Source organism: Olsenella intestinalis, from assembly GCF_023276655.1.
Taxonomy (GTDB): Bacteria; Actinomycetota; Coriobacteriia; order Coriobacteriales; family Atopobiaceae; genus Olsenella_J; species Olsenella_J intestinalis.
Genome location: NZ_JALGRK010000001.1, coordinates 969,062 through 993,964 on the forward strand (window position 1 = coordinate 969,062; position 24,903 = coordinate 993,964).

General features: G+C 68.8%; 18 protein-coding genes. 12 read left to right on the forward strand and 6 right to left on the reverse strand.

What is annotated here, in order from left to right; genetic code table 11:
* Positions 1 to 2 precede the first annotated feature (2 nt).
* The 8 genes from M5D76_RS03735 (at position 3) to M5D76_RS03770 (ending at position 12,712) form a co-directional block, all read left to right on the forward strand.
* Positions 3 to 866, forward strand: coding sequence for an amino acid ABC transporter ATP-binding protein (locus tag M5D76_RS03735; protein WP_248922042.1), 864 nt, complete (start codon positions 3 to 5; stop codon positions 864 to 866).
* Between the two features lie 569 nt (positions 867 to 1,435).
* Positions 1,436 to 2,110, forward strand: a complete 675-nt coding sequence (locus tag M5D76_RS03740) for a winged helix-turn-helix transcriptional regulator (RefSeq protein WP_248922043.1) — start codon at positions 1,436 to 1,438, stop codon at positions 2,108 to 2,110.
* A 165-nt stretch (positions 2,111 to 2,275) separates the two neighbouring features.
* A complete protein-coding gene (locus tag M5D76_RS03745) occupies positions 2,276 to 3,829 on the forward strand; it encodes a trypsin-like peptidase domain-containing protein (RefSeq protein ID WP_248922044.1) in 1,554 nt (517 codons plus the stop codon).
* Between the two features lie 154 nt (positions 3,830 to 3,983).
* Positions 3,984 to 4,301 carry a metal-sensing transcriptional repressor gene (locus tag M5D76_RS03750; protein WP_248922045.1) on the forward strand — a complete coding sequence of 106 codons (318 nt, stop codon included), beginning with the start codon at positions 3,984 to 3,986 and terminating at the stop codon, positions 4,299 to 4,301.
* A 23-nt stretch (positions 4,302 to 4,324) separates the two neighbouring features.
* Positions 4,325 to 6,976 (forward strand): heavy metal translocating P-type ATPase, encoded by a 2,652-nt coding sequence (locus M5D76_RS03755; protein WP_248922046.1) that lies wholly within the window; start codon positions 4,325 to 4,327, stop codon positions 6,974 to 6,976.
* Positions 6,977 to 7,191: 215 nt separating this feature from the next.
* Positions 7,192 to 9,351, forward strand: a complete 2,160-nt coding sequence (ligA, locus tag M5D76_RS03760) for an NAD-dependent DNA ligase LigA (protein WP_248922353.1) — start codon at positions 7,192 to 7,194, stop codon at positions 9,349 to 9,351.
* Positions 9,352 to 9,355: 4 nt separating this feature from the next.
* Positions 9,356 to 11,332 (forward strand): acyltransferase family protein, encoded by a 1,977-nt coding sequence (locus M5D76_RS03765; protein WP_248922047.1) that lies wholly within the window; start codon positions 9,356 to 9,358, stop codon positions 11,330 to 11,332.
* Positions 11,333 to 11,578: 246 nt separating this feature from the next.
* Entirely contained in the window at positions 11,579 to 12,712 is a 1,134-nt protein-coding gene (locus M5D76_RS03770) for an Ig-like domain-containing protein (RefSeq protein WP_248922048.1), read from the forward strand.
* Positions 12,713 to 12,812: 100 nt separating this feature from the next.
* Here M5D76_RS03770 and M5D76_RS03775 read toward each other — a convergent pair whose 3' ends face one another.
* The 3 genes from M5D76_RS03775 to M5D76_RS03785 form a co-directional block, all read right to left on the reverse strand.
* Complete coding sequence (locus M5D76_RS03775) at positions 12,813 to 13,157, reverse strand: acylphosphatase (RefSeq protein WP_248922049.1); 345 nt, start codon at positions 13,155 to 13,157, stop codon at positions 12,813 to 12,815.
* A gap of 102 nt (positions 13,158 to 13,259) precedes the next feature.
* Positions 13,260 to 15,206 (reverse strand): PTS fructose transporter subunit IIABC, encoded by a 1,947-nt coding sequence (locus M5D76_RS03780; RefSeq protein WP_248922050.1) that lies wholly within the window; start codon positions 15,204 to 15,206, stop codon positions 13,260 to 13,262.
* Positions 15,207 to 15,251: 45 nt separating this feature from the next.
* Positions 15,252 to 16,016 (reverse strand): DeoR/GlpR family DNA-binding transcription regulator, encoded by a 765-nt coding sequence (locus M5D76_RS03785; protein WP_248922051.1) that lies wholly within the window; start codon positions 16,014 to 16,016, stop codon positions 15,252 to 15,254.
* 450 nt (positions 16,017 to 16,466) lie between these two features.
* On the opposite strand from M5D76_RS03785, the gene M5D76_RS03790 reads away from it, so the two are divergent.
* From M5D76_RS03790 to M5D76_RS03810, 4 genes are all read left to right on the forward strand, one after another.
* Positions 16,467 to 17,306, forward strand: coding sequence for a polyphosphate polymerase domain-containing protein (locus tag M5D76_RS03790; protein WP_248922052.1), 840 nt, complete (start codon positions 16,467 to 16,469; stop codon positions 17,304 to 17,306).
* 119 nt (positions 17,307 to 17,425) lie between these two features.
* Entirely contained in the window at positions 17,426 to 18,115 is a 690-nt protein-coding gene (locus M5D76_RS03795; protein ID WP_248922053.1) for a DUF4956 domain-containing protein, read from the forward strand.
* Positions 18,105 to 20,111: a carbohydrate-binding domain-containing protein gene (locus tag M5D76_RS09125; protein WP_283102013.1), complete on the forward strand. Its 2,007-nt coding sequence runs from the start codon at positions 18,105 to 18,107 to the stop codon at positions 20,109 to 20,111. The genes M5D76_RS03795 and M5D76_RS09125 overlap by 11 nt, the downstream gene beginning before the upstream one ends.
* Before the next feature lie 179 nt (positions 20,112 to 20,290).
* Positions 20,291 to 20,509 carry a hypothetical protein gene (locus tag M5D76_RS03810; protein WP_248922054.1) on the forward strand — a complete coding sequence of 73 codons (219 nt, stop codon included), beginning with the start codon at positions 20,291 to 20,293 and terminating at the stop codon, positions 20,507 to 20,509.
* A gap of 123 nt (positions 20,510 to 20,632) precedes the next feature.
* Here the strand turns inward: M5D76_RS03810 and M5D76_RS03815 are convergent, their stop codons facing one another.
* Genes M5D76_RS03815 through M5D76_RS03825 form a run of 3 tightly spaced genes read right to left on the reverse strand, consistent with a single transcriptional unit; the run spans position 20,633 to position 24,736 of the window.
* Positions 20,633 to 23,179, reverse strand: coding sequence for a homocysteine S-methyltransferase family protein (locus tag M5D76_RS03815; protein ID WP_248922055.1), 2,547 nt, complete (start codon positions 23,177 to 23,179; stop codon positions 20,633 to 20,635).
* Positions 23,169 to 23,870, reverse strand: a complete 702-nt coding sequence (locus tag M5D76_RS03820) for a vitamin B12 dependent-methionine synthase activation domain-containing protein (protein ID WP_248922056.1) — start codon at positions 23,868 to 23,870, stop codon at positions 23,169 to 23,171. Before M5D76_RS03820 ends, M5D76_RS03815 begins: the two co-directional genes overlap by 11 nt.
* The gene (locus M5D76_RS03825; RefSeq protein ID WP_248922057.1) at positions 23,867 to 24,736 is read right to left on the reverse strand and encodes a methylenetetrahydrofolate reductase; all 870 of its coding nucleotides are present in this window, start codon (positions 24,734 to 24,736) and stop codon (positions 23,867 to 23,869) included. The genes M5D76_RS03820 and M5D76_RS03825 overlap by 4 nt, the downstream gene beginning before the upstream one ends.
* Positions 24,737 to 24,903: the final 167 nt, after the last annotated feature.

Here is a 24,903-nt window from a genome sequence, read left to right on the forward strand (position 1 = left end):
AGATGCTGCCTAAGATCAACCACCACACCGCCAAGATCGACGTCCCGCCCGCGCTCGACGCCGAGGAGGCCGCCCGTCTCGCCTTCGAGCAGGACAAGGGCCGCTCCAAGCACCACTTCGTGGAGGGCGAGCGCCCCGTAGTGCGCATCGAGCACCTGAACAAGACCTTTACCGACACGCCGGTCCTTCGCGACGTCAACCTCAACGTCTGGAACGGCGAGATCGTCGTCGTGCTCGGCCCGTCCGGCTCGGGCAAGTCCACGATGCTGCGCTGCATCAACCTGCTCGAGACGCCCACGGCCGGTCACATCCTGATCGAGGACCAGGAGATCACCGGCGCGAGCAAGACCAACGTCAACGAGCTCAGGCGCGACCTGGGCATGGTGTTCCAGGGCTTCAACCTGTTCCCGCACATGACCGCCCTCGAGAACGTCATGGTGGGCCAGACCAAGGTGCTCAAGAAGTCGAAGGAGGAGGCGCGCGAGGAGGCCATGCGCCAGCTCACGGCCGTGGGCCTCGCCGACCGCGCCGACTTCAAGCCGCCCCAGCTCTCGGGCGGCCAGCAGCAGCGCGTCGCCATCGCGCGCGCCGTGGCCATGCACCCGAAGGTGCTGCTCTTCGACGAGCCCACGTCCGCGCTCGACCCCGAGCTCGTCCGCGACGTCCTTGCCGTCATGCGCGAGCTCGCCCTCAACGGCGACATGACCATGATCGTCGTCACCCACGAGATGGGCTTCGCGCGCGACGTTGCCGACCGCGTCGTCTTCATGGAGGACGGCGTCGTGGCGGAGCAGGGTCTGCCCGACCAGGTCTTCGACAACCCCACGCAGGAGCGCACGAAGCAGTTCCTCGGCAGCATCCGCTAACAAGAACACAGTGCGTTCCCCATTCGGGCCCCTCGATGAGGGGCCCGTTCTATTTGCTGCGGCCGCACGACGAACGCGCGTCGGTTGGGCGGCATGGGTGTGCCGGGCGGCAGATGCCGTGTCCTCGACGCCTCGTCGTGCAAAACCAGGGTGCCGTGGAAAGGTTCGGATTGGCGGTGAGCAAAAACTGCCCCTCGTGTACAAGGATTTGTGACGCATGGGGCGACGCGCGGGAAAGGCCTGCATAAAACAACGAAGCGCGCCAGTTGGCGCCCAGTAGTATGCATGCCTGCGATGCCTTTCGGGGAAAGGGGCCAGCCTTGCCTTGCCACAGAGGCAAGAATTGCGTTCGCGACTTTCAAAACTTGCCACGCGGGGTCTTTTTGCGAAACGTGGTGTGACTGGTCGTAATGTGCGGGATTCGTCGAGGGAGCGTTTACATTTGTTTACGGCGGCAACCAATTTACAACGCTACAATATGGAGGTCGTACGATTCTTCAGGGGAGTGCGACAGCGCTTCGACTGTTAGTTCGCTCCGTGTTGGATTTGCCGAGCTTGGGGGTCGCCGAATGCACCATAAGAACATCCTGCTGGTGAGCAGGACTTCGCGATACATCGAGCGTATGCGCGAGCTGAAGCACGCGCTGGACGTCTCCATTCTCCCCAGTACCCCCGACACGTTTTCTCAGGCCATCTCCTCTGGCCACGAGTTCGACCTCGTGATCGTCGACTCCGACAACCTCGATCAGGACACGCTCAACGCGATCGACTCCTATGTCTCTGACAACGGCTTCATCCCGACCCTCGTGATCTGCGAGGAGGGCAAGCTCAGCTCGCTTCACCTGCCGTCGCAGGGGAGAAACGACTTCATCATGGCCGGCGCCAGCGAGGCCGAGTTCGAGGTGCGCTGCGCACTGCTGCTGTGGCCTGGCGAGGAGAGCGCCCCGGCCGACATCGTCACCATCGACAACATGACGATCAACCTGGCCACCTATCAGGTCTACATCGACGAGGAGCCCGTCGACCTCACGCTCATGGAGTACTCGCTGCTGTCGTTTTTGGCGACGCACCCGGCGCGCGCCTACTCGCGCGAGACGCTGCTGCACCGCGTGTGGGGCTTCGAGTACTGCGGCGGCACGCGTACGGTAGACGTGCACATCAGGCGTGTGCGCTCGAAGGTCGGCCCGCAGGTCGCAGCCCACATCGTGACCGTGCGCGGCGTTGGCTACCTCTTCAAGGTGTAGCTCGCGCCATCCGGTCCCGCGAGGCAAACTAAGGCCCGTTTTCAGGAAACCAAAAGGCTTGTCTTCCTAAGGTGTTCGTCCGAGGGGAGACGGGTCTTTTTTCGTGAGATGGGTAGAGTAGTCGATGTGAAACCTATTGGTCTATTGCTTTGGGAAGGAATGATCATGAGCACGTTCGATAACGGCCGTCCTCCGATTCCTGGCATGGATGACAACTCCCAGGCCCAGCCGGTCCCGCCCCAGGCGACGCCTGCGCAGCCCGTGCAGCCCACGCAGCAGGTGCCGGCGCAGCCGACCCAGGCGCAGCCGACCGCCCAGGCGCACGCGGCTACGACCCAGCAGGTGCCCACGCCCGGACAGGGCCAGGTTCCCCCGACGCCGCCGCAGTCGCCTCGCCCCTCGGGCAAGGCGTCCCATGACGGCGACGGCAAACCCAAGGGCACGCGTCCCGCGGCGAGCATCGCGCTTGGCCTCGTCGGCGGCCTGATCGGCGCCGCCCTCATCGTCTTCGTCCTCAAGGCGGTCGGCTTCTTCGGTGGCGTGAGTGGCATCAAGACCACCGACGGCGCGACGGGCCAGTCCATCAACATCACGGCCGACGGCGAGAACATGTCGGTCGCCAAGGCCGCCGCGGCGAAGGCGCTGCCCTCCGTCGTGGTCGTCAACGTGACCACCCAGCAGGGGTCGGGCCTGGGCTCGGGCGTCGTCTACGACACCTCGGGCAACATCATCACCAACTACCACGTTATCGACGGCGCCACGTCCGTGTCGGTCACCGTCAACGGCAAGAGCCTCGACGCCAAGGTCGTGGGCTCCGACCCGACGAGCGACCTCGCGGTCCTGCACGTCGACCTCGGTGACACGCAGGTCACGCCCATGGAGATCGGCGACTCCGACAAGCTCGTCGCCGGCGACTGGGTCATGTCCGTCGGCAGCCCTTTCGGCCTCGACCAGTCTGTCTCCGCGGGCATCGTCAGCTCGCTCGCTCGCAACCAGATGATGCAGTCCACCTCGGGCTACACGCTCTACACCAACCTCATCCAGACCGACGCCGCGGTTAACCCCGGCAACTCCGGCGGCGCGCTCGTCGACGCCGAGGGCAAGCTCGTGGGCATCTGCACGCTGTTCTCGTCCGACACCGAGTCCTTCGCGGGCATCGGGTTCGCGATCCCGGTCAACTACGCCGTCAACGTCGCGAACAAGATCATCGCCGGCGAGACCGTGACCCACGCCTACATCGGCCTCTCGATGCAGACCGTGAACGCCCAGAACGCGACGGCCAACAACCTGTCCGTCAACCAGGGCGCCTACGTGGCCGAGGTCGCCTCGGGCGGTCCCGCTGAGAAGGCCGGCATCCAGAAGGGCGACATCATCACGGCGGTCAACGGCAAGGCCATCACCTCCGCCGACGGCATGATCCTGGACGTGCGCTCGCACGAGGTCGGCCAGACCGTCTCCGTCACGTTCATGCGTGGCAAGGAGGAGAAGACCGTCGACGTCACGCTCGGCTCCGACGAGGCCCTGCAGGAGCAGCAGAAGAAGCAGAACACCGTGAGCGACACGGGCTCCGGCATCGGCAACGGAACGGGCAACGGCATCGGCAACGGCACCGGCAACGGCTCGAACAGTGACATGCTCGAGAGGATCTACGAGTACCTGTACAACAACCGTGGCGGCTCGTACGACACGAGCGCCGGCGTCACGGGCGAGGCCGCGTAGCCTCAACACATAGCGTCAGGGGAGGGGGACTCGCATCGCGGGTCCCCCTCCTTTTGTCGTGGACGCGTGAATCTGGTTTGAAGGTACCCCATAGGGGTATAGTGTGTCTCGAAGGAACCCCATGGGGGTATGCAACCGAAAGAAGGGACGGCTCATGGCCGAGAAGAGCGAGCGCTCCGCCTGCACCTGCGCCGCGCACAAGCACACGCCGCGCTCCGACAAGCTCAAGCACGACGTGGGATGCCGCATCAACCGCACGGTCGGCCAGCTGAACGGCATCAAGCAGATGGTGGAGGAGGACCGCTACTGCGGCGACGTCCTCACGCAGCTCGCCGCCGTCGAGAGCGCCGTCAAGGCGATCAGCCGCATGGTCATGCAGGACCACCTCGAGACCTGCGTGGTCGAGCGCATCCAGGACGGCGACACCCAGGTGACCGACGAGGTCATGTCCCTCTTCAAGAAGTTCATGTAGGCACGGCCCGAGGGAGGCACGCAATGCAAGACGCGACGTCGCGCGAGACGTTCGACATAGAGGGCATGACCTGCGCCGCCTGCTCGGCGCGGGTCGGCAAGGCTGCCGGCGCGGTCGAGGGCGTGGCCGAGGCCAACGTCAACCTGCTCAAGAACACGATGGAACTCGTCTACGACGGGCGCCCCCAGACGGTCGCGGCCGTGGTCGAGGCCATCGACCGCGCCGGCTACGGCGCACGTCCGCGCACGTCGGGTGCCTGGAGCGCCGCCACGGCGCAGGGCGCGGGCGAGAAGAGCACATCCCTCCCCGCGGCCGCCGGCGAGGACGACCTGCGCTCCAGGGCCGCGGCCGACCTCGCCGCCCGCAGGCGCCAGCTGGCTGTGAGCCTGCTCTTCTCGGTGCCCCTGTTCTACGTGGCGATGGGCCCCATGCTCGGCTGGCCGCAGCCGCCCGTGCTCGCCGGCGACGCCAACGCCATGGTGCTCGGCCTCGTCGAGCTGCTGCTCGCGGTGCCCGTGCTCTTCGCGAACCGCCGCTACTTCGCGGTGGGCTTCCGCACGCTCGCGCACCTCTCGCCCAACATGGACTCGCTCGTCGCGCTGGGCTCGGCGGCGTCGTTCGCCTACAGCACGGCGCAGCTGCTCGCGCTCGCGGCGGCCCTCGGCGTGCACGACCACGCCGCGACCCACGCGGCCGCCCACGGCCTCTACTTCGACTCGGCTGCCATGATCTTGACCCTCATCACGCTCGGCAAGTACTTCGAGCAGCGCTCCAAGGCCCAGACGACCGACGCGATCAGCAAGCTGGTCGACCTTGCGCCCAAGCGCGCGACTGTGGTGCGCGACGGCGCCGAGGTCGAGGTCGCGACCGCCGAGGTGCGCGTGGGCGAGCGCGTCGTCGTGCGCGCCGGCGAGACCGTGCCCGTCGACGGCGTCGTGGTCGAGGGCTCGGCGCTCGTGGACGAGTCGGCCATCACGGGCGAGCCCCTTCCCGCCGAGAAGAGCGCAGGCTCCCGGGTCACGGGCGCCACCGTGAGCACGAGCGGATGGATGGCCGTCGAGGCCACGGCGGTCGGCGACGACACCACGCTCGCGGGCATCATCCGCCTGGTCGACGAGGCGACGAGCTCCAAGGCGCCCATCGAGCGCACGGCCGACCGCATCGCCGGCGTCTTCGTGCCCGTCGTGATCGCCATCGCTCTTCTCACCTTCGCCCTCTGGCTCGCCGTCCTCGCGCCCGGTGACGTCTCCCGCGCGTTCAACTTCGCCGTGAGCGTGCTGGTCATCAGCTGTCCCTGCGCCCTCGGCCTGGCCACGCCCACGGCGATCATGGTCGCGTGCGGGCGCGGCGCCGCGAGCGGCATCCTGTTCAAGGACGCCGAGGCCCTCGAGGTCGCGTCGTCCGTCGACGTCGTGGTGCTCGACAAGACCGGCACCGTGACCGAGGGCGCGCCGCGCGTGGTCGACTACGAGCTCGCCGACGGCGTCGCGCCCGACGAGCTCTTCGGCCTGGCCGCCGCGCTCGAGCGCAAGAGCGAGCACCCGCTGGCGGCCGCCGTCTGCGCCTGGGCGGACGAGAACAACGTGGCCTCCGACGCCGAGGTCGCGGACTTCGAGCAGGTCGCGGGTGGCGGGCTCTCGGGCACCGTGGCGGGCTTCGACGTCCTCGCCGGAAACGAGCGCCTCATGCGCGAGCGCGGCGTCGACGTCTCCGCGCTTGCGCCCCGCGCCCGCGAGATGGCCGCCGCCGCAAAGACCCCGCTCTTCGTCGCGGCAAACGGTCGCGCCCTCGGCGTGGTCGCCGCGGCCGACGCCATCAAGCCCCAGAGCGCGGCCGCCGTCGCCCGCCTGCGCTCCGAGGGCGTGCGCTGCGTCCTTCTCACCGGCGACCAGGAGGCCACGGCGAACGTCGTCGCGGCCGCCGTCGGCGTCGACGAGGTCATCGCAGGCGTCCTCCCAAGCGAGAAGGAGGCACACGTTCGCGCCCTCCAGGACCAGGGCCTGCGCGTCGCCATGGTCGGCGACGGCATCAACGACGCCCCCGCGCTCGCCCGAGCTGACGTGGGCATCGCGATCGGCGCCGGCACCGACGTCGCCATTGCCTCGGCCGACGTCGTGCTCATGCGCTCCGACCCCGCCGACGTCGCCCGCGCGATGGAGCTCTCACGCGCCACGCTGCGCAACATCCGCCAGAACCTGTTCTGGGCGCTGTTCTACAACGCGGTCTGCATCCCCGTGGCCGCCGGCGCCCTCGCGGGCGCGGGCGTCACGCTCAACCCCATGATCGGCGCCGCGGCGATGGGCTTCTCTTCGGTCTTCGTCGTGACCAACGCCCTGCGCCTGCGCGCCTGGAGGCCCGCGCCCGACCGCGACGCAAACCCCGCCGCCGCGCCCGCCCCCGCGCCCGCGCCCGCCCCATCCGCCACCAGTGCCGCGCCCGCGGCATCAGACCAGAAGGAGACAGACATGACAGAGAAGAAGCTGAACGTCGAGGGCATGATGTGCGAGCACTGCGTCGCCCACGTCAGGGAGGCCCTCGAGGCCGTCCGCGGCGTCGAGAACGTCCGCGTCAGCCTGGACGAGAAGAGCGCGACCGTCGACGCGGGCCTGCTCGTGAAGGACGACGACCTCGTGGCCGCCGTCGAGGCCGCCGGCTACAAGGCCCGTCTCGCCTAGCGTCGCCGTGTGCTCCCTCGGCGGACGCCGGCGCCGCCCTCGCGCGTCCGCCTCGTTGCGCTACGATTGATGTTCAAGCAACGATGGGAGCACCTGTGCCAAACGACACCACCAACCAGCCCGAGCAGTTCGCCCTCTTCGGGGACGGCCTCGAGCCCACGCCCGCGCCGGCCGCGCCGTCCGCCGCCGAGAAGAGCACGGCCTCGGCCGCGGCCATGCCCGAGCCCGAGCGCCCGGCCGACACGCGCGCCACCGAGCCGGCCGCGCGCGTCTCGGAGCTTCGCCGCCTGCTCGACTACCACGCATACCGCTACTACGCGCTCGACGACCCCGAGATCACCGACGCGCAGTTCGACCTCTACCTGCAGGAGCTCATCGCCCTCGAGGCGTCCCACCCCGAGCTCGACGACCCGGCGTCCTACACGCACCGCGTGGGCGGCTACCTCTCGCGCCAGTTCGAGGAGGTCACCCACGCCCGCCGCATGTACTCGATGGACGACGCCATGAACTTCGCCGAGCTCGACGAGTGGCTCGCCCGCACCGACGAGGCCCTCGGCGCGAGCGAGGCCAACCCCGTCGCCTACACCTGCGAGCTCAAGATCGACGGCCTCGGCGTCGCGCTCACGTACCGCGACGGCCGCCTCGTGCGCGCCGCGACCCGCGGCAACGGCACCACCGGCGAGGACGTCACGGCCAACGCCCTCACGATCTCCGACATCCCGCGCTCGCTCGCCCGCGCCGGGCTCGAGCGCGTCGCCGGGGGCGGCTTCGGCAGCTCCATCGAGGTCCGCGGCGAGGTCTACATGCCCAAGCGCAGCTTCGTCCGCCTCAACGAGGAGCGCGACGGCGCGGGCCAGAGCGTCTTCGCCAACCCCCGAAACGCGGCCGCCGGCAGCTTCCGCCAGAAGGACCCCACGGTCACGGCCCACCGCGACCTCGAGACCTTCATCTACGCCGTCGCCGACGAGGAGCCGCTCGCCGTCTCGAGCCAGTGGGAGTTCCTCCAGTGGCTCGGCTCCTGCGGCTTCCACGTCAACCCCAACGCGAGCCGCTGCACGAGCGCGGCCGCCGTCCACGAGTTCTGCGAGCAGGCCCTCGCGCACCGCGGCGAGCTCGACTACGACATCGACGGCGTCGTCGTGAAGGTCGACTCCTTCGCGAGCCAGGCCGCCCTCGGCTTCACCGCCCGCGCCCCGCGCTGGGCGATCGCCTTCAAGTTCCCGCCGGAGGAGAAGAGCACCATCCTCCGCGAGATACGCGTCCAGGTGGGCCGCACGGGCGTGCTCACCCCGGTCGCCGAGTTCGACCCCGTCACGGTCGCGGGCTCCACGATCGCCCGCGCCACCCTGCACAACATCGACGAGGTCCGCCGCAAGGACGTCCGCGAGGGCGACGCGATCGTCGTCCACAAGGCCGGCGACGTCATCCCCGAGGTCGTCGGGCCCCTGCTCGAGGGTGACCTCGCCGCGGCCCACGCCGCGCGCCCCCTCTGGAACATGCCCCAGACGTGCCCGAGCTGCGGCTCGCCCGTCGTCCACGAGGACGACGAGGTCGCCTGGCGCTGCGTCTCCATCGACTGCCGCGCGCAGGCCTCCGAGCGCCTCATCCATTGGGGGTCGCGTGCCGCCATGGACATCGACGGCCTCGGCGACGAGATCGTCAACCGCATGGTCGACCAGGGCCTGCTCACCGACGTGGCCGACTTCTACGACAAGGTCACGGCCGAGGATCTCGCCGCCGTCGACACCGGCCGTACCTACGCCACCTCCACCAAGGACCACCTCGAGGGCGACCCCATCCTCATGGGCGCGACCATCGCAACCAAGATCATGGCCCAGGTCGAGGCCTCCAAGCAGCGCGGCCTCGCCCGCGTCCTCTTCGGCCTCGGCATCCGCCACGTCGGCGCCAACGTCGCCGAGCAGCTCGCGAACCACTTCGGCTCCATCGACGCCCTCGCATCCGCCTCCGTCGACGACATCGCGGCCGTCGACGGCGTCGGCCCCAAGATCGCCGCCAGCGTCCTCGAGTTCTTCTCCGTCGAGAAGAACCGCGCCGTCGTCGCGCGCCTCAAGGAGGCCGGTGTCGTCCTCGAGCAGGAGCGCGTCGCAAACGAGCGCGAGCAGACGCTCGAGGGCCTCACCTTCGTCCTCACGGGCACGCTCGAGAAGTACTCGCGCACCGAGGCCGGCAACCAGCTCAAGGCCCTCGGCGCCAAGGTCTCCGGATCCGTCTCCAAGAAGACGAGCTACGTCGTGGCCGGCGCTGCGGCAGGCTCCAAGCTCACCAAGGCCGAGCAGCTCGGCGTCACCGTCCTGGACGAGGCCGCCCTCGATCGCATCCTCGAGACGGGGCAGGCGCCCCAGGGGGAGGAGTAGCCCTATGGCGGCCGACGTCTCGACAGAAGATACCGGCAGGCTCGACGCGGGCGACACCGGCAAGCTCGCCGGTCGCGCCCCGCGCGGCAGCTTCGCCCGCGCGAACCACGTGCGCGCCCTCGACGGCCTGCGCGCGCTGGCCATCATCGCGGTCATCTGCTACCACGCCTGGCCGGCCCAGGTGCCGGGCGGGTTCCTCGGCGTGACGGTCTTCTTCGTGCTCACCGGCTTCCTCACGACGCGCAGCGTCTGGGTCGAGCAGCGGCGCTCGGGGTCCTTCGACTTCGTGCGCTACGCCCGCCGCCGCCTCGAGCGCATCGCGCCCGCCATGCTTGCCATGGTCCTCGTCACGATCGTCGCCTCGGCGATCCTGAGCGCCAACCTCCTGGTCAAGGTCCACGCCGACGCGATGCCGTCGGCCCTCTTCTACAGCAACTGGCACTACATCGCCAGCCAGGTGTCCTACTTCCAGGCGGCTGGGCTCCCGTCGCCGCTCACGCACCTCTGGTTCACGAGCCTCTCCATGCAGTTCTACCTGCTCTGGCCGCCCGTGCTCCTGGTCCTGTGGGCCCTTGCGCGCCGCCGTCGCACGCTCGGCTACGTTGTGGGGCTTCTCGCGCTCGCGTCCACGGTGCTCATGGCCCTGCTCTTCGACCCCGCCGCCGACACGGCGCGCGTCTACTACGGGCTCGACACGCGTCTCGCCGAGATGATGGTCGGCGCCTTCCTCGGCGTCTGCTACCCCATGCTGCGTCGCGGCCGTGACCACGTGCGCAGCTGGGAGGACGGCGTCTCCTGGGTGCTGCTCGCGCTCTTCGTGGTCGCCTGCTTCTTCGTGAGTGGCTCCTCGCACCTGCTCTTCCGTGGCGGCTTCCTCGTCTGCGCGCTCGGCTGCGCCATCGTCGTCCGCGCGGCCCTCTCCGGCGAGACCCTCATCGGCCGTTTCCTATCCGCACGCCCGCTCGCGTGGCTCGGCCGCCGCTCCTTCTCGCTGTTCCTCTGGCACTACCCGCTGCTGCGCCTCATGAACCCCGCAAACCGCACCTCTGACCTGCCCTGGTGGGGGTGGCTGGTCGAGCTGGCCGTCATCGCCGTCGTCAGCGAGCTCTCCTACCACCTCTTCGAGGTGCCCGCCAAGGCGCCCGCTCCCGACGCCCGCGTTGCCCCCGTCGGCGTTGGTGCCCACCTTCGCGATGCCGCTGCGGTTCAGGCGGGGCGTCGTCGCGTTGCCCACGCCCGCGAGAAGGTGGGGGAGACCTTCTCCAAGGCTCCCGCCGAGCGCGTGCGCACCGCCTCGGTCGCGCTGGGCCTCACGGCCGCGCTTCTCGTCACCTTCGTTCCTCTCGACTGGGACCGCATGGTCGCGGAGACCACCGGCTCGGGTGGTGCCGCCGACCAGGCCAACGTGCCCGCCGTCGAGGCGGCGCCCGCCAAGCCCGCCGCGATCGCCGAGCGCGTCCCCGAGAACCTCGACACGACCAAGTGGACCTACGACGCCGCCACGGGCACCTGCAGCGCGCGCGTGCTCGTCATCGGCGACTCGGTGGTCGCCGGCGTGAGCCCGCTTCTCGAGGAGATGCTTCCCAACGCCCGCATCGACGCTGCGGTCTCCCGCCAGTTCTACACGATGCCCGACCTCTATGCGGAGGACGTCGCCGACGGATACGATCCCGACGTCGTGATCGTCGCGCTCGGCTCCAACGGGGCGATCCGCGACGACGCCATGATCCAGGACGCCGTCGACGCAGTGGGCGGACGCCCCATCTACTTCGTGACCGTGCGCAATCCCTATCCGATCCAGGACACCAACAACGAGATGCTGCGCGCCAACGCGGCCACGAACGCGAATGCGGGCATCATCGACTGGAACGGCGCCTCCGAGGGCCACGACGACTACATCGTTGCCGACGGCACCCATCCCACGGCCGAGGGGATGGAGGTCTACGCCAAGCTCATCCGTCAGGCGCTCGTGGGCGTCTAGCGAGAGTGGGGCTCTGCTCGCGCGCGACATAGTGAGAACGGTCGTGGGCCGCCCGGCATGTGCCGGGCGGCCTTTTTCGTGTGGGGCGCGCTCTTGCGTGCTTGGCGTGGACGAGTGGGTGCGTTCGGGCCGCAGGGAGGATGTGGGGCACCTTCGGTCGAAACGACACGGGTCGGCATAGGTGCATTCCGTATCCTTTTATATGTGTCTATGCAGGTAGTGTTCGAATTCCAGGGGAGTGATCGTATGGAACGCAAACGGATGGGCAGGCTGCTCGCGGCCTTCGCGGTCGCGCTCGTCGCGGCGCTGGGGCTCGTGCTGGGCCTCGGCTCGACGGCGTATGCGAAGGAGTACACGACCCTGAGCGTGGGGGACGTCCTTCACGTGGGCGACACCATCAACTCGACGACCGTGTATGTCCCTAATACGGAAATGTCGTTGGACACACACGAAAGGCCATGGACTTTGGTAAGGTGCGATGTCGACACAAGCAAACCGGGGACTGAGGGGGTCGTCGAGTCAGACAGTGGCCCCTACTACTCCTTTAAGGATAGAAGCAATAGCTATTCCATCTATTCTACGTTTTCGGGTGTTGGAGGCATAGTTTACGCCGCAACCACCACCTCCGACGGCATCTACGTGAAGGAGTTTGGTGAGGCCGAGGATAACGCTGTGCAAGTGACGTTTGCCGTCCATGAGCCCGTGCGCGCCAAGAGCGTCGAGCTGGACCAGGCGACTGCGACGCTCGAGGTCGGCAAGGCCGTGACGCTCAAGGCCACCGTCAAGCCCGACGACGCCCCCGACAAGTCCGTGACGTGGAAGAGCTCCGACGAGAAGGTCGCCACCGTCGAGGATGGCGTCGTGACCGCGGTTGCCCCCGGCGAGGCCACCATCACCGCGACGAGCGTGGACAACCCCGAGGCCACGGCCGCTTGCGCGGTGACCGTCAAGGCGGCTCCCGGCCCCGAGCCGGCCGAGGGTCAGGACATGTTCCGCCTGTACAACCCCTACAGCGGCGAGCACTTCTACACCGCGAGCGCCTACGAGCGCGATGCGCTCGTGGGGCTTGGCTGGCATGGCGAGGGCGTTGGCTGGGTCGCCCCGGCCGAGGGTGCGCCGGTCTACCGCCTGTACAACCCCTACGCGGGCGACCATCACTACACGGTGAGCGCCTTCGAGCGCGACCATCTCGTCGAGCTTGGCTGGACGGACGAGGGCGTTGGCTGGTACTCCGCCGGCGAGAACGGCGTGCCGGTCTATCGCCAGTACAACCCCTACGCCAGCGCGGGCACCCACAACTACACGACGAGCGCCTTCGAGGCGGAGTGCCTCGTGGGCCTCGGCTGGCTGTACGAGGGCATCGGCTGGTACGGGCTGTAGCCTGCGCGTGACGGAGCGATAAAGGACGAGGGCTGCCCGGCGATTGCCGGGCAGCCCTTCTTTTGTCGGAAGTGCGGATGGGCGTCGTCTGGCCGGTGGCCTAGTACGTGACGCTGAAGCTCTTCTCGCCCTCGATGACGGGGACGTTCTCGCGGCTCGTGACCGTGGCCTCGATCCAGGTTCGGTCGCTCTCGCACTCGTCGAGCAGGGCGCGCTCGTAGGCGTCGACGTCTTTGGGCAGACCCTGCACCTCGAGCAGCACGTCGCCGTCGGGGAGGTTCTTGACCCAGCCGGTCACCTTGTCCTCGTCGGCCACGCAGGTCGCCGTGTAGCGAAATCCCACGGCCTGGACCCTGCCCGTGAAGCGGAGGCGGCGCCTCACGAAGCCGGACGTGTCGCGGTCGTTGCCGCGCGCTCTTCTCCTCCACGGCAGCACGATGCCCATGAGAACCTCCCTGGGGCCTGGCCCCTTGACATAGAAAAGGAGACGGCCGCGGATGCGACCGTCTCCCATGATACGTGCTTTGCGTCGCGTGAGACGCGTCCCTTACTTGGCGAGGCCGGACTCCTCGGGGGAGAGGGGCTTCTTGATGAGGGAGAGGATCAGCGCGCCGGCGACAGAACCCACGAGGAGGGCGACGAGCCACATCACGGGGTTGCCGATGACGGCGACGACCCAGGCGCCGCCGTGGGGCGCGGGGCTCGTGCAGCCGAAGGCGGCGGAGAGCGCACCGGCGATGGCGGAGCCGATGATGCAGGAGGGCAGGACGCGACCGGGGTCGGCAGCCGCGAACGGGATGGCGCCCTCGGAGATGAAGGACAGGCCCATGATGTAGTTCACGAGGCCGGCGTTGCGGTCCTGCTTGGTCCAGCGGTTGCGGAAGAAGGTCGTCGAGAGGGCGATGACCAGGGGAGGAACCATGCCGCCGACCATGACGGAGGCCATGACGACCTGGCCCTGGGCGGTGCCAGCAGCGAGGGCGCCGGTGCCGAAGACGTAGGCAGCCTTGTTGAAGGGGCCACCCATGTCGATGGACATCATGCCGCCGACGATGGCGCCGAGCAGGACGATGTTAGCGGTGCCCATGCTGTCGAGCCAGCCGTTCAGCGCGGTGTTGATCATCGCGAAGATCGGGTTGAGGGCGAGCATGATGACGCCGATGATCAGCGTGCCGAGCAGCGGGTAGATCAGCATCGGCTTGATGCCCTCGAGCGAGTTGGGCAGGTGGTCGCAGAGTCGCTCGAGTCCGAGCACGATGTAGCCTGCCGCGAAGCCCGCGAAGAGCGCTGCGATGAAGCCGCCCGAGATCAGCGTCGTGTCGTCCAGGGTGGACAGGAAGGCGAAGTCATAGCCGACCTTGGCGAAGAAGCCGCCGACCATACCAGGAGCGAGGCCGGGACGGTCCGCGATGGACATGGCGATGAAGCCCGCGAGGATCGGGAGCATCAGGCCGAAGGCCTCGCCGCCGATGGTCTTGAACAGGGCCGCAGCCGGGATCGAGGAGCCATAGGCCGCGGTGCCGAGGCCAGGCTGGTCGACCAGGAAGGCGAGGGCGGTGAGGATGCCGCCGCCGATGACGAACGGGAGCATGTGGCTGACGCCGTTCATCAGGTGCTTGTAGATGGTGTGCCAACCAGAGGTCTTCTGGGCGGGAGCGCTGGCGGAAGCAGCGGTGCCCTCCTGGATGGGGGCCTCGTTGTTGTTGATGATGCTGATGAGCTTCTCGGGCTCGTTGATGCCAGCCGAGACGGTCGTGGTGTAGACCTGCTTGCCCGCGAAGCGGGAGGTGTCCACGTTCTTGTCGGCGGCGATGATGATGCCCTTGGCGTGCGCGATCTCCTCGGCGGTGAGGACGTTCTTGGCGCCCGCGGAGCCCTGGGTCTCGGCCTTGAGGGTCAGGCCCATCTCAGCGGCCTTCTTCTCGAGGTTCTCGGCGGCCATGTAGGTGTGGGCGATGCCGGTCGGGCAGGCCGTGATGGCGAGGATGTCGGGAAGGCCGCTCTTGGCGGGGGCAGGGGCCGCGGCCTCTGCGTCCTTCTCGGCCTCGGCGCCGTCGATGACGGCGAGGAAGTCCTCGGGGGTCTTGGCGGCGCGCAGGGCGTCGGCGAAGTCCTTGTGCATGAGCATCTGGGCCAGCTTGGCAAGGATCTCGAGGTGAGTGTTGGCCTCGCCCTCGGGAGCGGCGATCATGAAGACCAGGTCGCTCTTCTTGCCGTCGGCGGCGTTCCAGTCGACGCCACCCTTCACGGTCATGGCCGCGAGACCGGCCTTCTTGACCGCGTTGGTCTTTGCGTGCGGGATGGCGATGCCATCGCCAACGGCCGTGCTGAACTCGGCCTCGCGCTTGAGGATGGCCTCCTTGTAGGCATCCTTGTCCGAGATGTTGCCAACCGTCGCCTGGAGGGCGACGAGCTGGTCGATGGCATCAGACTGGTCGGCGGCACTCGCGCCGATCTTGATGCCCTCGGGCTTCAGCAGATCAGTGATCTTCACTTTCTCCCCTTTCTTCCCCTGTACAACAGCCTGCTAGCCAGGCAGTTAGGCACTTATGGCGGGCTCGAGTTCGATGAGGCTGTCGAGGCCCGCCAGGCCCGACCCCTCGGGAACGTGGTCGCAGATGATGGTCGCGTCGCCGGCCTTCGCGAAGGTGACGAGCGAGACCTTCGAGAGCTTGCTGGAGTCGCAGAGCACGTAGGGCTTGAGCGTCTGCGCGATGGAGAACTCCTTCACCTTGGCCTCGCTGAGCTCCGGCGTGGTGAAGCCGGTCTTGGGCGAGAAGCCGTTGGTGCCCCAGAAGCCGATCGTGAAGTGGTACTTGGTGAGCGAAGCGATGGTCTCCTCGCCGACGAGCGCCTCGGTGAGCGGCTTGACCGTGCCTCCGGGAAGCAGGGTCTTGCAGCCGCGGGCGAGGAGCTTGCGCGCGATGGGCAGCGAGTTGGTGAGGTAGGTGGCGTCGCGCTCCTCGATGCAGTCGGCGAGCGCCTCGGTGGTGGAGCCAGCGTCGAGGTAGACGAAGTCTCCGGGCTTGATGAGCGAGGCGGCGAAGGACGCGATGGTCTGCTTCTCGCTGGCATGCAGGAAGTGCTTCTCGTCGAGGGCCTGGTCGCGAAGGACGTAGCCGTTGCCGATGCGCGACGCGCCGCCGTGGACGCGGACGAGGCGGCGCCTCTGCTCGAGCTCGGCGAGGTCGCGACGGACCGTGGACTCGGAGGCGTCGAGGAGCTCCATCAGCTCCACCGTGGTGACGGTGCCGCGAGAGAGGACGGTCTCGCAGATCTTGCGATGTCTCTCCTCTGCGAGCATGGTCCCCCCGGTACGTGGTCGTCGAAAACGCGGCGGCACAAGGTGCCTTTCAAACGCTGCGTGTCATTATCGCCCAAAATCGTTCAAAAACAACCAGAAGTTTTCACATAGGTTGACGGAATGTGTCGGGATTGACGGTAAATGGCGTGATTGGCCGCATCGAATGCAGGGATTTTTGGTGTGGCATGACTGGTGAGCGTGACTGGTTTTGACCGTGAACGGATGGTTTTGAGCCGTGAGCGGTCATGGTGGTCGGGCGAGTGGCGGGAGGCTCGAGGCGCGGACGCGCGTGGGTGCCGCGGGTGCGGGGTGCGGCGGCACCAAGGCTCGCCAAGGAGTTCTTTCAGGCTCCTGTAAGCATGGTCGAGCATTCGTGAGCTGGGGATTTCTTTAAGGCGGCCTCAAGGTTCGTTTTCGATACTGTCCTCACCTTCGGAAAGGGAGGACGAAATGCCACAGCTCAACTTCAAGCGCCAGGAGATCAAGTACCGCCTCGACGAGGGTCAGCGCGCCCGCTTCGAGTTCGTCATGCAGCGCTACATGGCTGCCGACGAGCACGGGCCGTCGACGGTCCGCAACGTCTACTACGACACGCCGAGCCACCTCATCATCAGGCGCTCGACCGAGAAGCCGACGTACAAGGAGAAGCTTCGCATCAGGAGCTACACGGACGTCACGGACGAGACGCCGGTCTTTCTCGAGCTCAAGAAGAAGGTTCGGGGCATCGTGTACAAGCGCCGCGTGGTGCTCCCGCTGGGTGAGGCCCAGGCGACGCTTGACGGGAGCCGTGCGCCCCAGGGGCAGATCGAGCGGGAGATCGCGTTCTCGGCCGGTCGCTACGAGGGGCTCTATCCCGCGATGTACCTGGCCTACGACCGCGAGGCCTTCTTCGCCCGCGACGACCACGAGTTCAGGATCACCTTCGACCGCAACGTGCGCTGTCGCTGGAGCGACGTCACGCTGGAGGGGTCGACCGAGGGCATCCAGCTCCTGGGGGAGGGCGAGAGCCTGATGGAGATCAAGGGCGTCGGCGCGATGCCTCTTTGGCTCGCGCACTTCCTCGACGCCGAGTGCCTCCGCAAGGCGTCGTTCTCAAAGTACGGCGCGGCCTGGGCGCGCCAGCTCGAGCTGGAGGCTCGGCGCGCCCGACACCTCGCGGGAGGGCCGGCGCGCCCGGGCGTCGGGGAGCGACGCGTCCCGCAGGCGGGGCTTCCCGCCTGGGGCGAGGTTGGTGCCCTGCCGCTCGCCGCGAGCGTGGGAGCGGGGCGCGCAGTCCGCTTCGCCTCCTAGCGAGGGGCACGCTCTTCTCGGCCGGGCGACGCGCCTGGCGAGACCAGTAGTCATTTGAAGTAATCGACCCCCGTCCCCATTGTTTGCAGGCGCGTGCCTGCCCAGAAAGGATGAGAGCCATGTTCGAGTCTGTCTTTGGAGTTACCGACACCGCGACGACCAGCACCGTCTCGCTCGTGCCGTTTCTGGCGAGCGTGGGTGTCGCGCTTGCGCTGGGCCTCGCGCTCGCGCTGATCTACTGCTTCCGCAGCCGGCACACGCGAAGCTTCGTGATCACGATGGTCACGCTGCCGGCGATCGTGGCCGTGGTCATCACGATGATCAACGGCAACATCGGCGCGGGCATCGCCGTGGCCGGCAGCTTCAGCCTCGTGCGCTTCAGGAGCGTGCCGGGGCAGGCGCGCGACATCGCGTTCGTGTTTTTGGCGATGTGCGTCGGCCTCGTGTGCGGCATGGGCTACCTCGGCATCGCCGGCATCGTGACGGCGCTGATCGGCGGCGTGAACCTGCTTCTGCAGGCGACCGGCTTCGGGCGCGCCGGCGCGACCGTGGACCGCACGCTGCGCATCACGGTGCCGGAGGACCTGGACCACACCCACCTGTTCGACGACCTGTTCGACAGGTTCACGACCTACCACGAGCTGCGCTCGGTCAAGACGACCAACATGGGTAGCCTCTACAAGCTGATCTACAACGTGGGGCTCTCCGACCCCGACCAGGAGCGCGCGTTCATCGACGAGCTGCGCTGCCGCAACGGCAACCTCGAGATTGCCCTGTCCCACCAGGAGGTGGCTAGCGATGAGATTTAGCAAGGACGCAGGTGTGAAGGAACGTGGGATGGAAGGCACGACGGAAGGCAGGGACATGATGGCTGGGGACTGGAGGCCGAGGCGCTTCTCGGCGGTGCCGCGCGCGATCGTGGCATGCGGCCTGGCGCTGGCAGTGGCGCTGCCGATGGCGGGGTGCGCGAAGTCGGCCGCCACGACGACGGGCGAGACGAGCGCGAGCACGGCGACGCAGGCGTCGGCCACGACGGCGTCGGGCGCGCTCGACACGTCGGACATGTTCTCGAAGCGCGACCTGGACGGCAGCTACGACGCGTCGTCGGCGACGAAGGTCACGCTGGCGGACGGCGCGAGCACCGTCTCGGGCTCGGGCGTGAGCGTCAGCGGCAACACGGTCACGATTACGGCCGAGGGGACCTACGTGCTGAGCGGGTCACTTGCGGACGGGCGCATCGTGGTGGACGCTGACGAGAACGCGAAGGTGCAGATCGTGCTCGCCGGCGCGAGCGTGACGAGCTCTGGCGCGAGCGCGATCTACGTGAAGGGCGCGGACAAGGTGTTCGTGACGTCGGCCGAGGGCACGACCAACGCGCTCGCCGCCACGGGTGCCGCGCAGACGGAAGACGACCACAACCTGGACGGCACGCTCTTCTCGACCAGCGACCTGACGCTGAACGGAACGGGCTCTCTTTCGGTGACGAGCGCGCAGGGCAGCGCCGTCGTGGGCAAGGACGACGTGGTGCTGGCGCAGGCGAGTGCGACTCTGACCGGCGCTGCGCACGGCGTGCAGGCCAACGACAGCATCCGTGTGGCGAGCGGCTCGTGGAAGGTCACGGCGACGACGGACGGCCTGCATGCCGCGCACGACTCGGACGCGACTAAGGGCTACATCTATGTTGCGGACGGCACGATCGAGGTCGAGGCCGGAAGCGATGGCATGGACGCGGGCTACATCCTGCAGGTGGACGGCGGCAGGGTGTCGGTGGCCGCCGGCGACGACGGTCTGCACTCTGAGAGTGACCTGGTGATCGCGGGTGGTGACATCGCGGTCACGAGGAGCAACGAGGGCCTGGAAGGCGCGCGCGTCACGATCTCGGGCGGCACGCAGAACGTGGTGGCGACGGACGACGGCGTGAACGCGTCTGGCGACTCGGACGCGAACGCGTCGACGGCTGGCGGTGCTGCGGCTGGTGGTGCCGGTGGTGCCGGTGGCTCGGCTGGCGGCGCCGCGGCTGGTGGCGGTGGCACGCCGCCGTCGGGTGGCGCTGCAAGCGGCACCAGCGGTGCTTCGCCGACGAGCGGCACCGAGGGCGGCACCGCACCCACGGACGCGCCCACGCCGCCGAGCGGCGACAAGGGCGGCGGCATGCGCGGTGGCATGGGCGGCGGCATGGGCGGTGGCATGGGCTCCGACTCGTCCGCGTCGCTCACGATCACCGGCGGCACGCTGACCGTTGACGCGGGCGGCGACGGCCTGGACTCGAACGGCACGATCGACGTCAGCGGCGGCACCGTGCTCGTGAGCGGGCCCACCAACAGCGGCAATGCTCCGATTGACGTGGGCGACGGCTCGAAGGCGACCGTCTCCGGCGGCACGCTGATCGCGCTGGGCGCAAGCGGCATGGCCGAGGGCTTCGACTCGTCGTCCAGCCAGGGCAGCATGCTCGTCTCGGCGTCGGGGTCTGCCGGCGACGAGGTCAAGGTGCTCGGCTCTGACGGCACGGTGCTGGCGAGCTTCACGGCGACGAAGTCGTTCTCGTGCGTGATCGCGAGTGCGCCGGGCATGGCCAGCGGCGGCACGTACACGCTGAGCGTGGCGGGCCAGGAGCAGCAGGTCACGCTTGACGGGACCACCTACAGCGACGTTGCCGGCATGGGCGCCATGGGCGGCCGCGGCGGCGGGATGACGGGTGGTCGGGGCGCGATGGGCGGCTCGGCCGGCAGTGCGGCCGGCGACTCGGCCAGCGGCTCGACCGGCGGCTCGGCCGGCGGCTCGGAGGGCTCGCTCTTCTCGGCGTAGCGATGGCTCACATGAGACTCGGAGGGCTCGCACCGGCGTGGTGCGGGCCCCTTTCTGCCTTCGTTTCAAGTCTGTTTAGAGCCGGTATCCCTCTCGAATCGACTGCTCGCGCGTGGCGCGCGGGCGGCGCGGGGCAGGGTAGTGTGACGCTATCAAAAGCGCCCAAGGAGGTGGTTCGCATGAGTGAGGACCGGAGTACCGAAGAGCGCGAGTCGGCGGAGGGCGCGGGCTACGGCCTAGCCTGGATCGACGACGACATGGAGCCTGCCGTTGCCGTGTGTGAGCGGCCGCAGACCTGGCTCGAGGAGCTGGGGGAGCGTGCCGAGCGCGACGACGGGGACGGTGTCGTGAGGGTCCGCTCCGTCGAGGAGGACGATCCGCGCGAAGGGTGGATCTAGCCGGCGTGCGCCGGGCTTGGTGTGTTGGCCCGGCGCGTGCGCCCGCGGGCGCGTGGCTGATTGCATGATGTGAGAGGGGCCTCGAGGGCGCGGTTGCGTCCTCGAGGTCCTTTTGGCCTCGGCCTATTCGGGCTGGGCGAGGATCTCCTGGGCGATGCGCGCGGTCTCGGTCGCGTCCTTGGCGTAGTAGTCGGCACCGACCATCTCGGCGTACTCGGGGGTCAGGACGGCTCCGCCGACGATCGTCTTGCACCAGGGGGCCTGCTCGTTCAGCAGCGTGATGGTCTCGGCCATGGCGGGCACCGTCGCCGTCATGAGCGCCGAGAGGCCGGCCACGCGGATGTGGCGCTCGACGACGGCGTCGCAGAAGTCCTGGGGGTCGACGTCGCGACCGAGGTCGAGCACGTCGAAGCCGTAGTTCTCCAACAGCATCCTGACGATGTTCTTGCCGATGTCGTGGATGTCCCCCTTGACCGTGCAGATGGCGACCGTGCCCTTGGTGGCGGTCGCCTCGGCGGAGGCGGCGCTCGCCTTGATGGCGTCGAAGCCGGCCTTTGCGGCCTCGGCCGCTGCCATGAGCTGCGGCAGGAAGAAGGTGCCGCGCTCGAAGCGGATGCCGACCTCGTCGAGGGCGGGCACGAGCACCTCGTTGATCGCGAAGAGGGTGTCGTGGTCGGAGAGGATCTGGGCCATGGCGTCGGCCATGGGCTGCTTGCGGCCCGAGAGCACGAGGCTGCGGGCGCGCTCGCAGGGGTCCTGGGCGTCGCCGGTTGAGTCGGCGTCGGAGCTGGTCGGGTCCTGCCTTGCGGCGGCCGTGGTCGTGGCCGCGGCGGCGTCGTCGGTGCGGTTGGCGTAGGCGGCGACGTAGGCCTGGGCGCTCTCGTCCTCGCCGGTGAGGGCGCGCCAGGACCTGACGACGTCCATCATGCGCTGCTGGAGCGGGTTGATGATGCAGAGGTCGAGGCCGGCGGCGAAGGCGGCCGCGAGGAAGGTGGCGTTCACGAGCGGGCGGAAGGGAAGGCCGAAGCTCACGTTGGAGACGCCGAGCACGCAGCGCACGCCCGGCAGCTCGCGCTTGACCAGCGCAATCGCGTCGAGGATCGTGCGTGGTGCGCTCTGGTCGGTCGAGGCGGCCATGCAGAGGCAGTCGATCACGACGTCCTGGCGCGGGATGTTGGCCGCGTCGGTCGCGGCGACGATGCGGCGCGCGATGGCGAGTCGCCCCTCGGCCGTGGGGGGTATGCCCTCCTCGTCGATCGTGAGGCCGACGAGGGCGCAGCCGTAGCGGGCGGCGATGGGGACGACGGCGTCGAGCGTGTCGCGGCGGCCGTTGGTCGAGTTGATGACGGGCTTGCCGGGGTAGCTGCGGACCGTCGCCTCGATCGTCTCGGGGACCGCGGAGTCGACCTGGATGGGCAGGGCGGTCACGCCCTGGAGCTCGGACATGAGGCGGGCGAGCGTGGCGCGCTCGTCGATCTCGGGCAGGCCCGCGTTGACGTCGAGGATCTGGGCCCCGGCCTCCTCCTGGGCGATGGCCTCGGAGATGATCAGGTCGTGGTTGCCCGAGCGCAGGGCCTCCTTCATGCGGCGCTTGCCCGTGGGGTTGATGCGCTCGCCGATGACGCCGACGTGGGAGTCGGGCAGGACGGTGAGCCGCTGCGAGCTGGCGACGGCGAAGTCGCGGCGGACGTCGCGCGGGGCGGGCGTGCGGCCCTCGAGCAGGGCGCGCTCGCGGGCGATGTATGCGGGCGTGGTGCCGCAGCAGCCGCCGATGACGGTGACGCCGGCGTCGACCATGCCGCCCACGGCATCGGCGAACTGCTCGGGCGTGACGTCGTAGACGGTGACGCCACCCTCGACGCGCGGCAGGCCGGCGTTTGCCTGCGCCATCACCGGGCAGCAGGCCCAGGGGAGCATGCGCTCCACGAGCGGGGCGACGTCGGCGGGGCCGAGCGAGCAGTTGATGCCGATGACGTCGGCGCCGAGGCCCGAGAGGGTGAGGGCAGCGACCTCGGGCGTGGTGCCGAGGAACGTGCGACCGTCCTCGTCGAAGGTCATGGTGCAGAAGACGGGCAGCCTGCAGTTCTCGCGCGCGGCGAGAAGAGCCGCCTTCGCCTCTGCGAGGTCGGCCATGGTCTCGATGACGACGAGGTCGGCGCCCGCGGCGTCGGCGGCGCGGACCTGCTCGGCGAAGAGGTCGTAGGCGTCGTCGAAGGAGAGGGTGCCCATGGGCTGGAGGAGCGCCCCGGTGGGTCCGATGTCGGCCGCCACGTAGCGGGCGCCCGACTCGCGCGCGCAGGCGACGGCCGCGGAGAAGACCTCCTCGACCGTGGCGGCGCCGGCGAGCTTGGGGGCGCTCGCGCCGAAGGTGTTGGTCGTGACGACCTCGCTTCCGGCCTCGACGTAGGCGCGGTGGATCTCGGCGATCTCGCGCGGGTTGGTGAGGCAGAGCAGCTCGGGCGTCTCGCCGGCTGCAAGGCCGCGCGCCTGCAGCTGGGTGCCCATGGCGCCGTCGAAGAGGAGGAAGTCCCTGCCCTCGAGCACGCGACGCAGGTGGTCGTCGGCTATGCGGGCGCCCGCCTCGACGAGGCGGCCGCGAGGGGAGAGGCGGCTCTTCTCGGCGGCGTTCGTTGTGGTGGCATGCGTGGTGGCGCTGGTCCTAGTCTCCACGGCAGGATCCTCCGCTTCTGTGGATGGTGCAGTACTCGTGGCACGGGCAGTCGGCGCAGGTCGTGCGCATGCGCGGCGGCAGCTCGTCGAAGATGCCGATGACGGCGGTCACGCTCTTGGTGGGCGTCATGAGCAGGCTCGGCGAGAGCGTGATGCCGAGGCGGCGGCGCGCGTCGAGGGCGTCGAGCAGGGTGGGCTGGCAGGCAAGCGGCAGGTCGCCGTAGCCGGGCGAGAAGCGCGCGTTGGCGAAGCGGCCCTGCTCGCGCGCGCGGGAGCGGACGAGCGCCTCGGCGTCTTCGGCGGCGCACTCGACGAGGGTCGTGGCGGCCGCGTCGAAGAGCGCCTGGTCGAGGCTGTTGAGAAGAGCGAGGCGCCTGAGCTCGCGCTCGAGTGCCATGCCGATGGTCACCGCCATGAGCGCGACGGCGCGGGCGCCGGCGAGGTGCTCGGCGATCGAGGCGCCCTCGAGCCCCAGCGCGCAGCCCTCGAGCGAGATCGTGCTCTTCTCGGCGTCGCGCGAGGCGATGGGGAAGCACTTGATGCTCGCGCGGGGGCGGGCCAGCTCGCGGGCGCGCCCCATCTGCGTCTCGAGGCGGCCCTCGATGTCGCTCGAGACGCTCTGGCTGCCACGGCCGAGGTAGCGCAGCACCTCGGCGGGGTCGGCGTCGTGTGCGGGAAGGTCGACGATCATCGCGTGGCGCCCAGGTAGCCGGCCTCGAGCAGGCGGTCGTGGGCGGCGCGGCCCACGTCGGGGCGGTTCATGCTGTAGACGTGGATGCCGTCGACGCCGTTGGCGGCGAGGTCGAGCATCTGCTCGCAGGCGTACTCGATGCCGGCCGCGCGCTGGCTGGCGGCGTCGTCGCCGGCGCGCACGAGGCGGCGGACGACCTTCGAGGGGATCGACGCGCCGCAGCTGAAGGCCATGCGCTGGATCTGGCTGACGCTCGTGAAGGGCATGATGCCGCAGACGATGGGCACCTTGATGCGCGCGCGGGTGCAGCGCTCGCGGAAGCGGTAGAAGTCCTCGTTCTCGAAGAAGAGCTGCGTCACGAGGAAGTCGACGCCGCTGTCCTGCTTGACCTTGAGGTTCTCGATGTCGCGCTCGAGGCTCTCGCACTCGACGTGGCCCTCGGGGTAGCAGGCGGCGCCGACGCACATGCCGCTGCCCTGCAGGTACGCCACGAGGTCGGACGCGTGCGCGAAGTCCACGACCTCGCGCCCCGGCGCATGGTCGCCGCGAAGCGCGAGCACGTTCTCGACGCCGGCGGACCTGAGGCGCGCCACGAAGTAGTCCACGTCGGACTCCGAGGAGCCCAGGCAGGTCAGGTGGGCGAGCGCCGAGGTGCGCCCCGTGGCCTCGATCGATCTCGCGATGTCGGCGGTGCTCTCGGTGCCGCCGGTCCCGCCGGCCGAGAACGTGACCGAGATCCAGTCGGGGTCGAAGTCCATGAGCTGCTCGGCGACGCCCATGGCCTGCGCCTGGGACATCTCGCCCTTGGGCGGGAAGATCTCGAACGAGAAGGTCTGCTTGGTGCTCAGGATGTCGCTGATTCTCATGGGTCCCCCTTTCGTCGCGCCTCCGGCGCTCGCACATCGTTGTCCCATCGTATCGGATGCGCCCGCCCGAGGAGCCGCTTGCACGGGCGGTTTACGTAGTCGAAAAGCGCGCCGCAGGCCTCGGCCCACGGCGCGCATGCGCCAGGCGAGAAGAGCCTCGCCTCTGT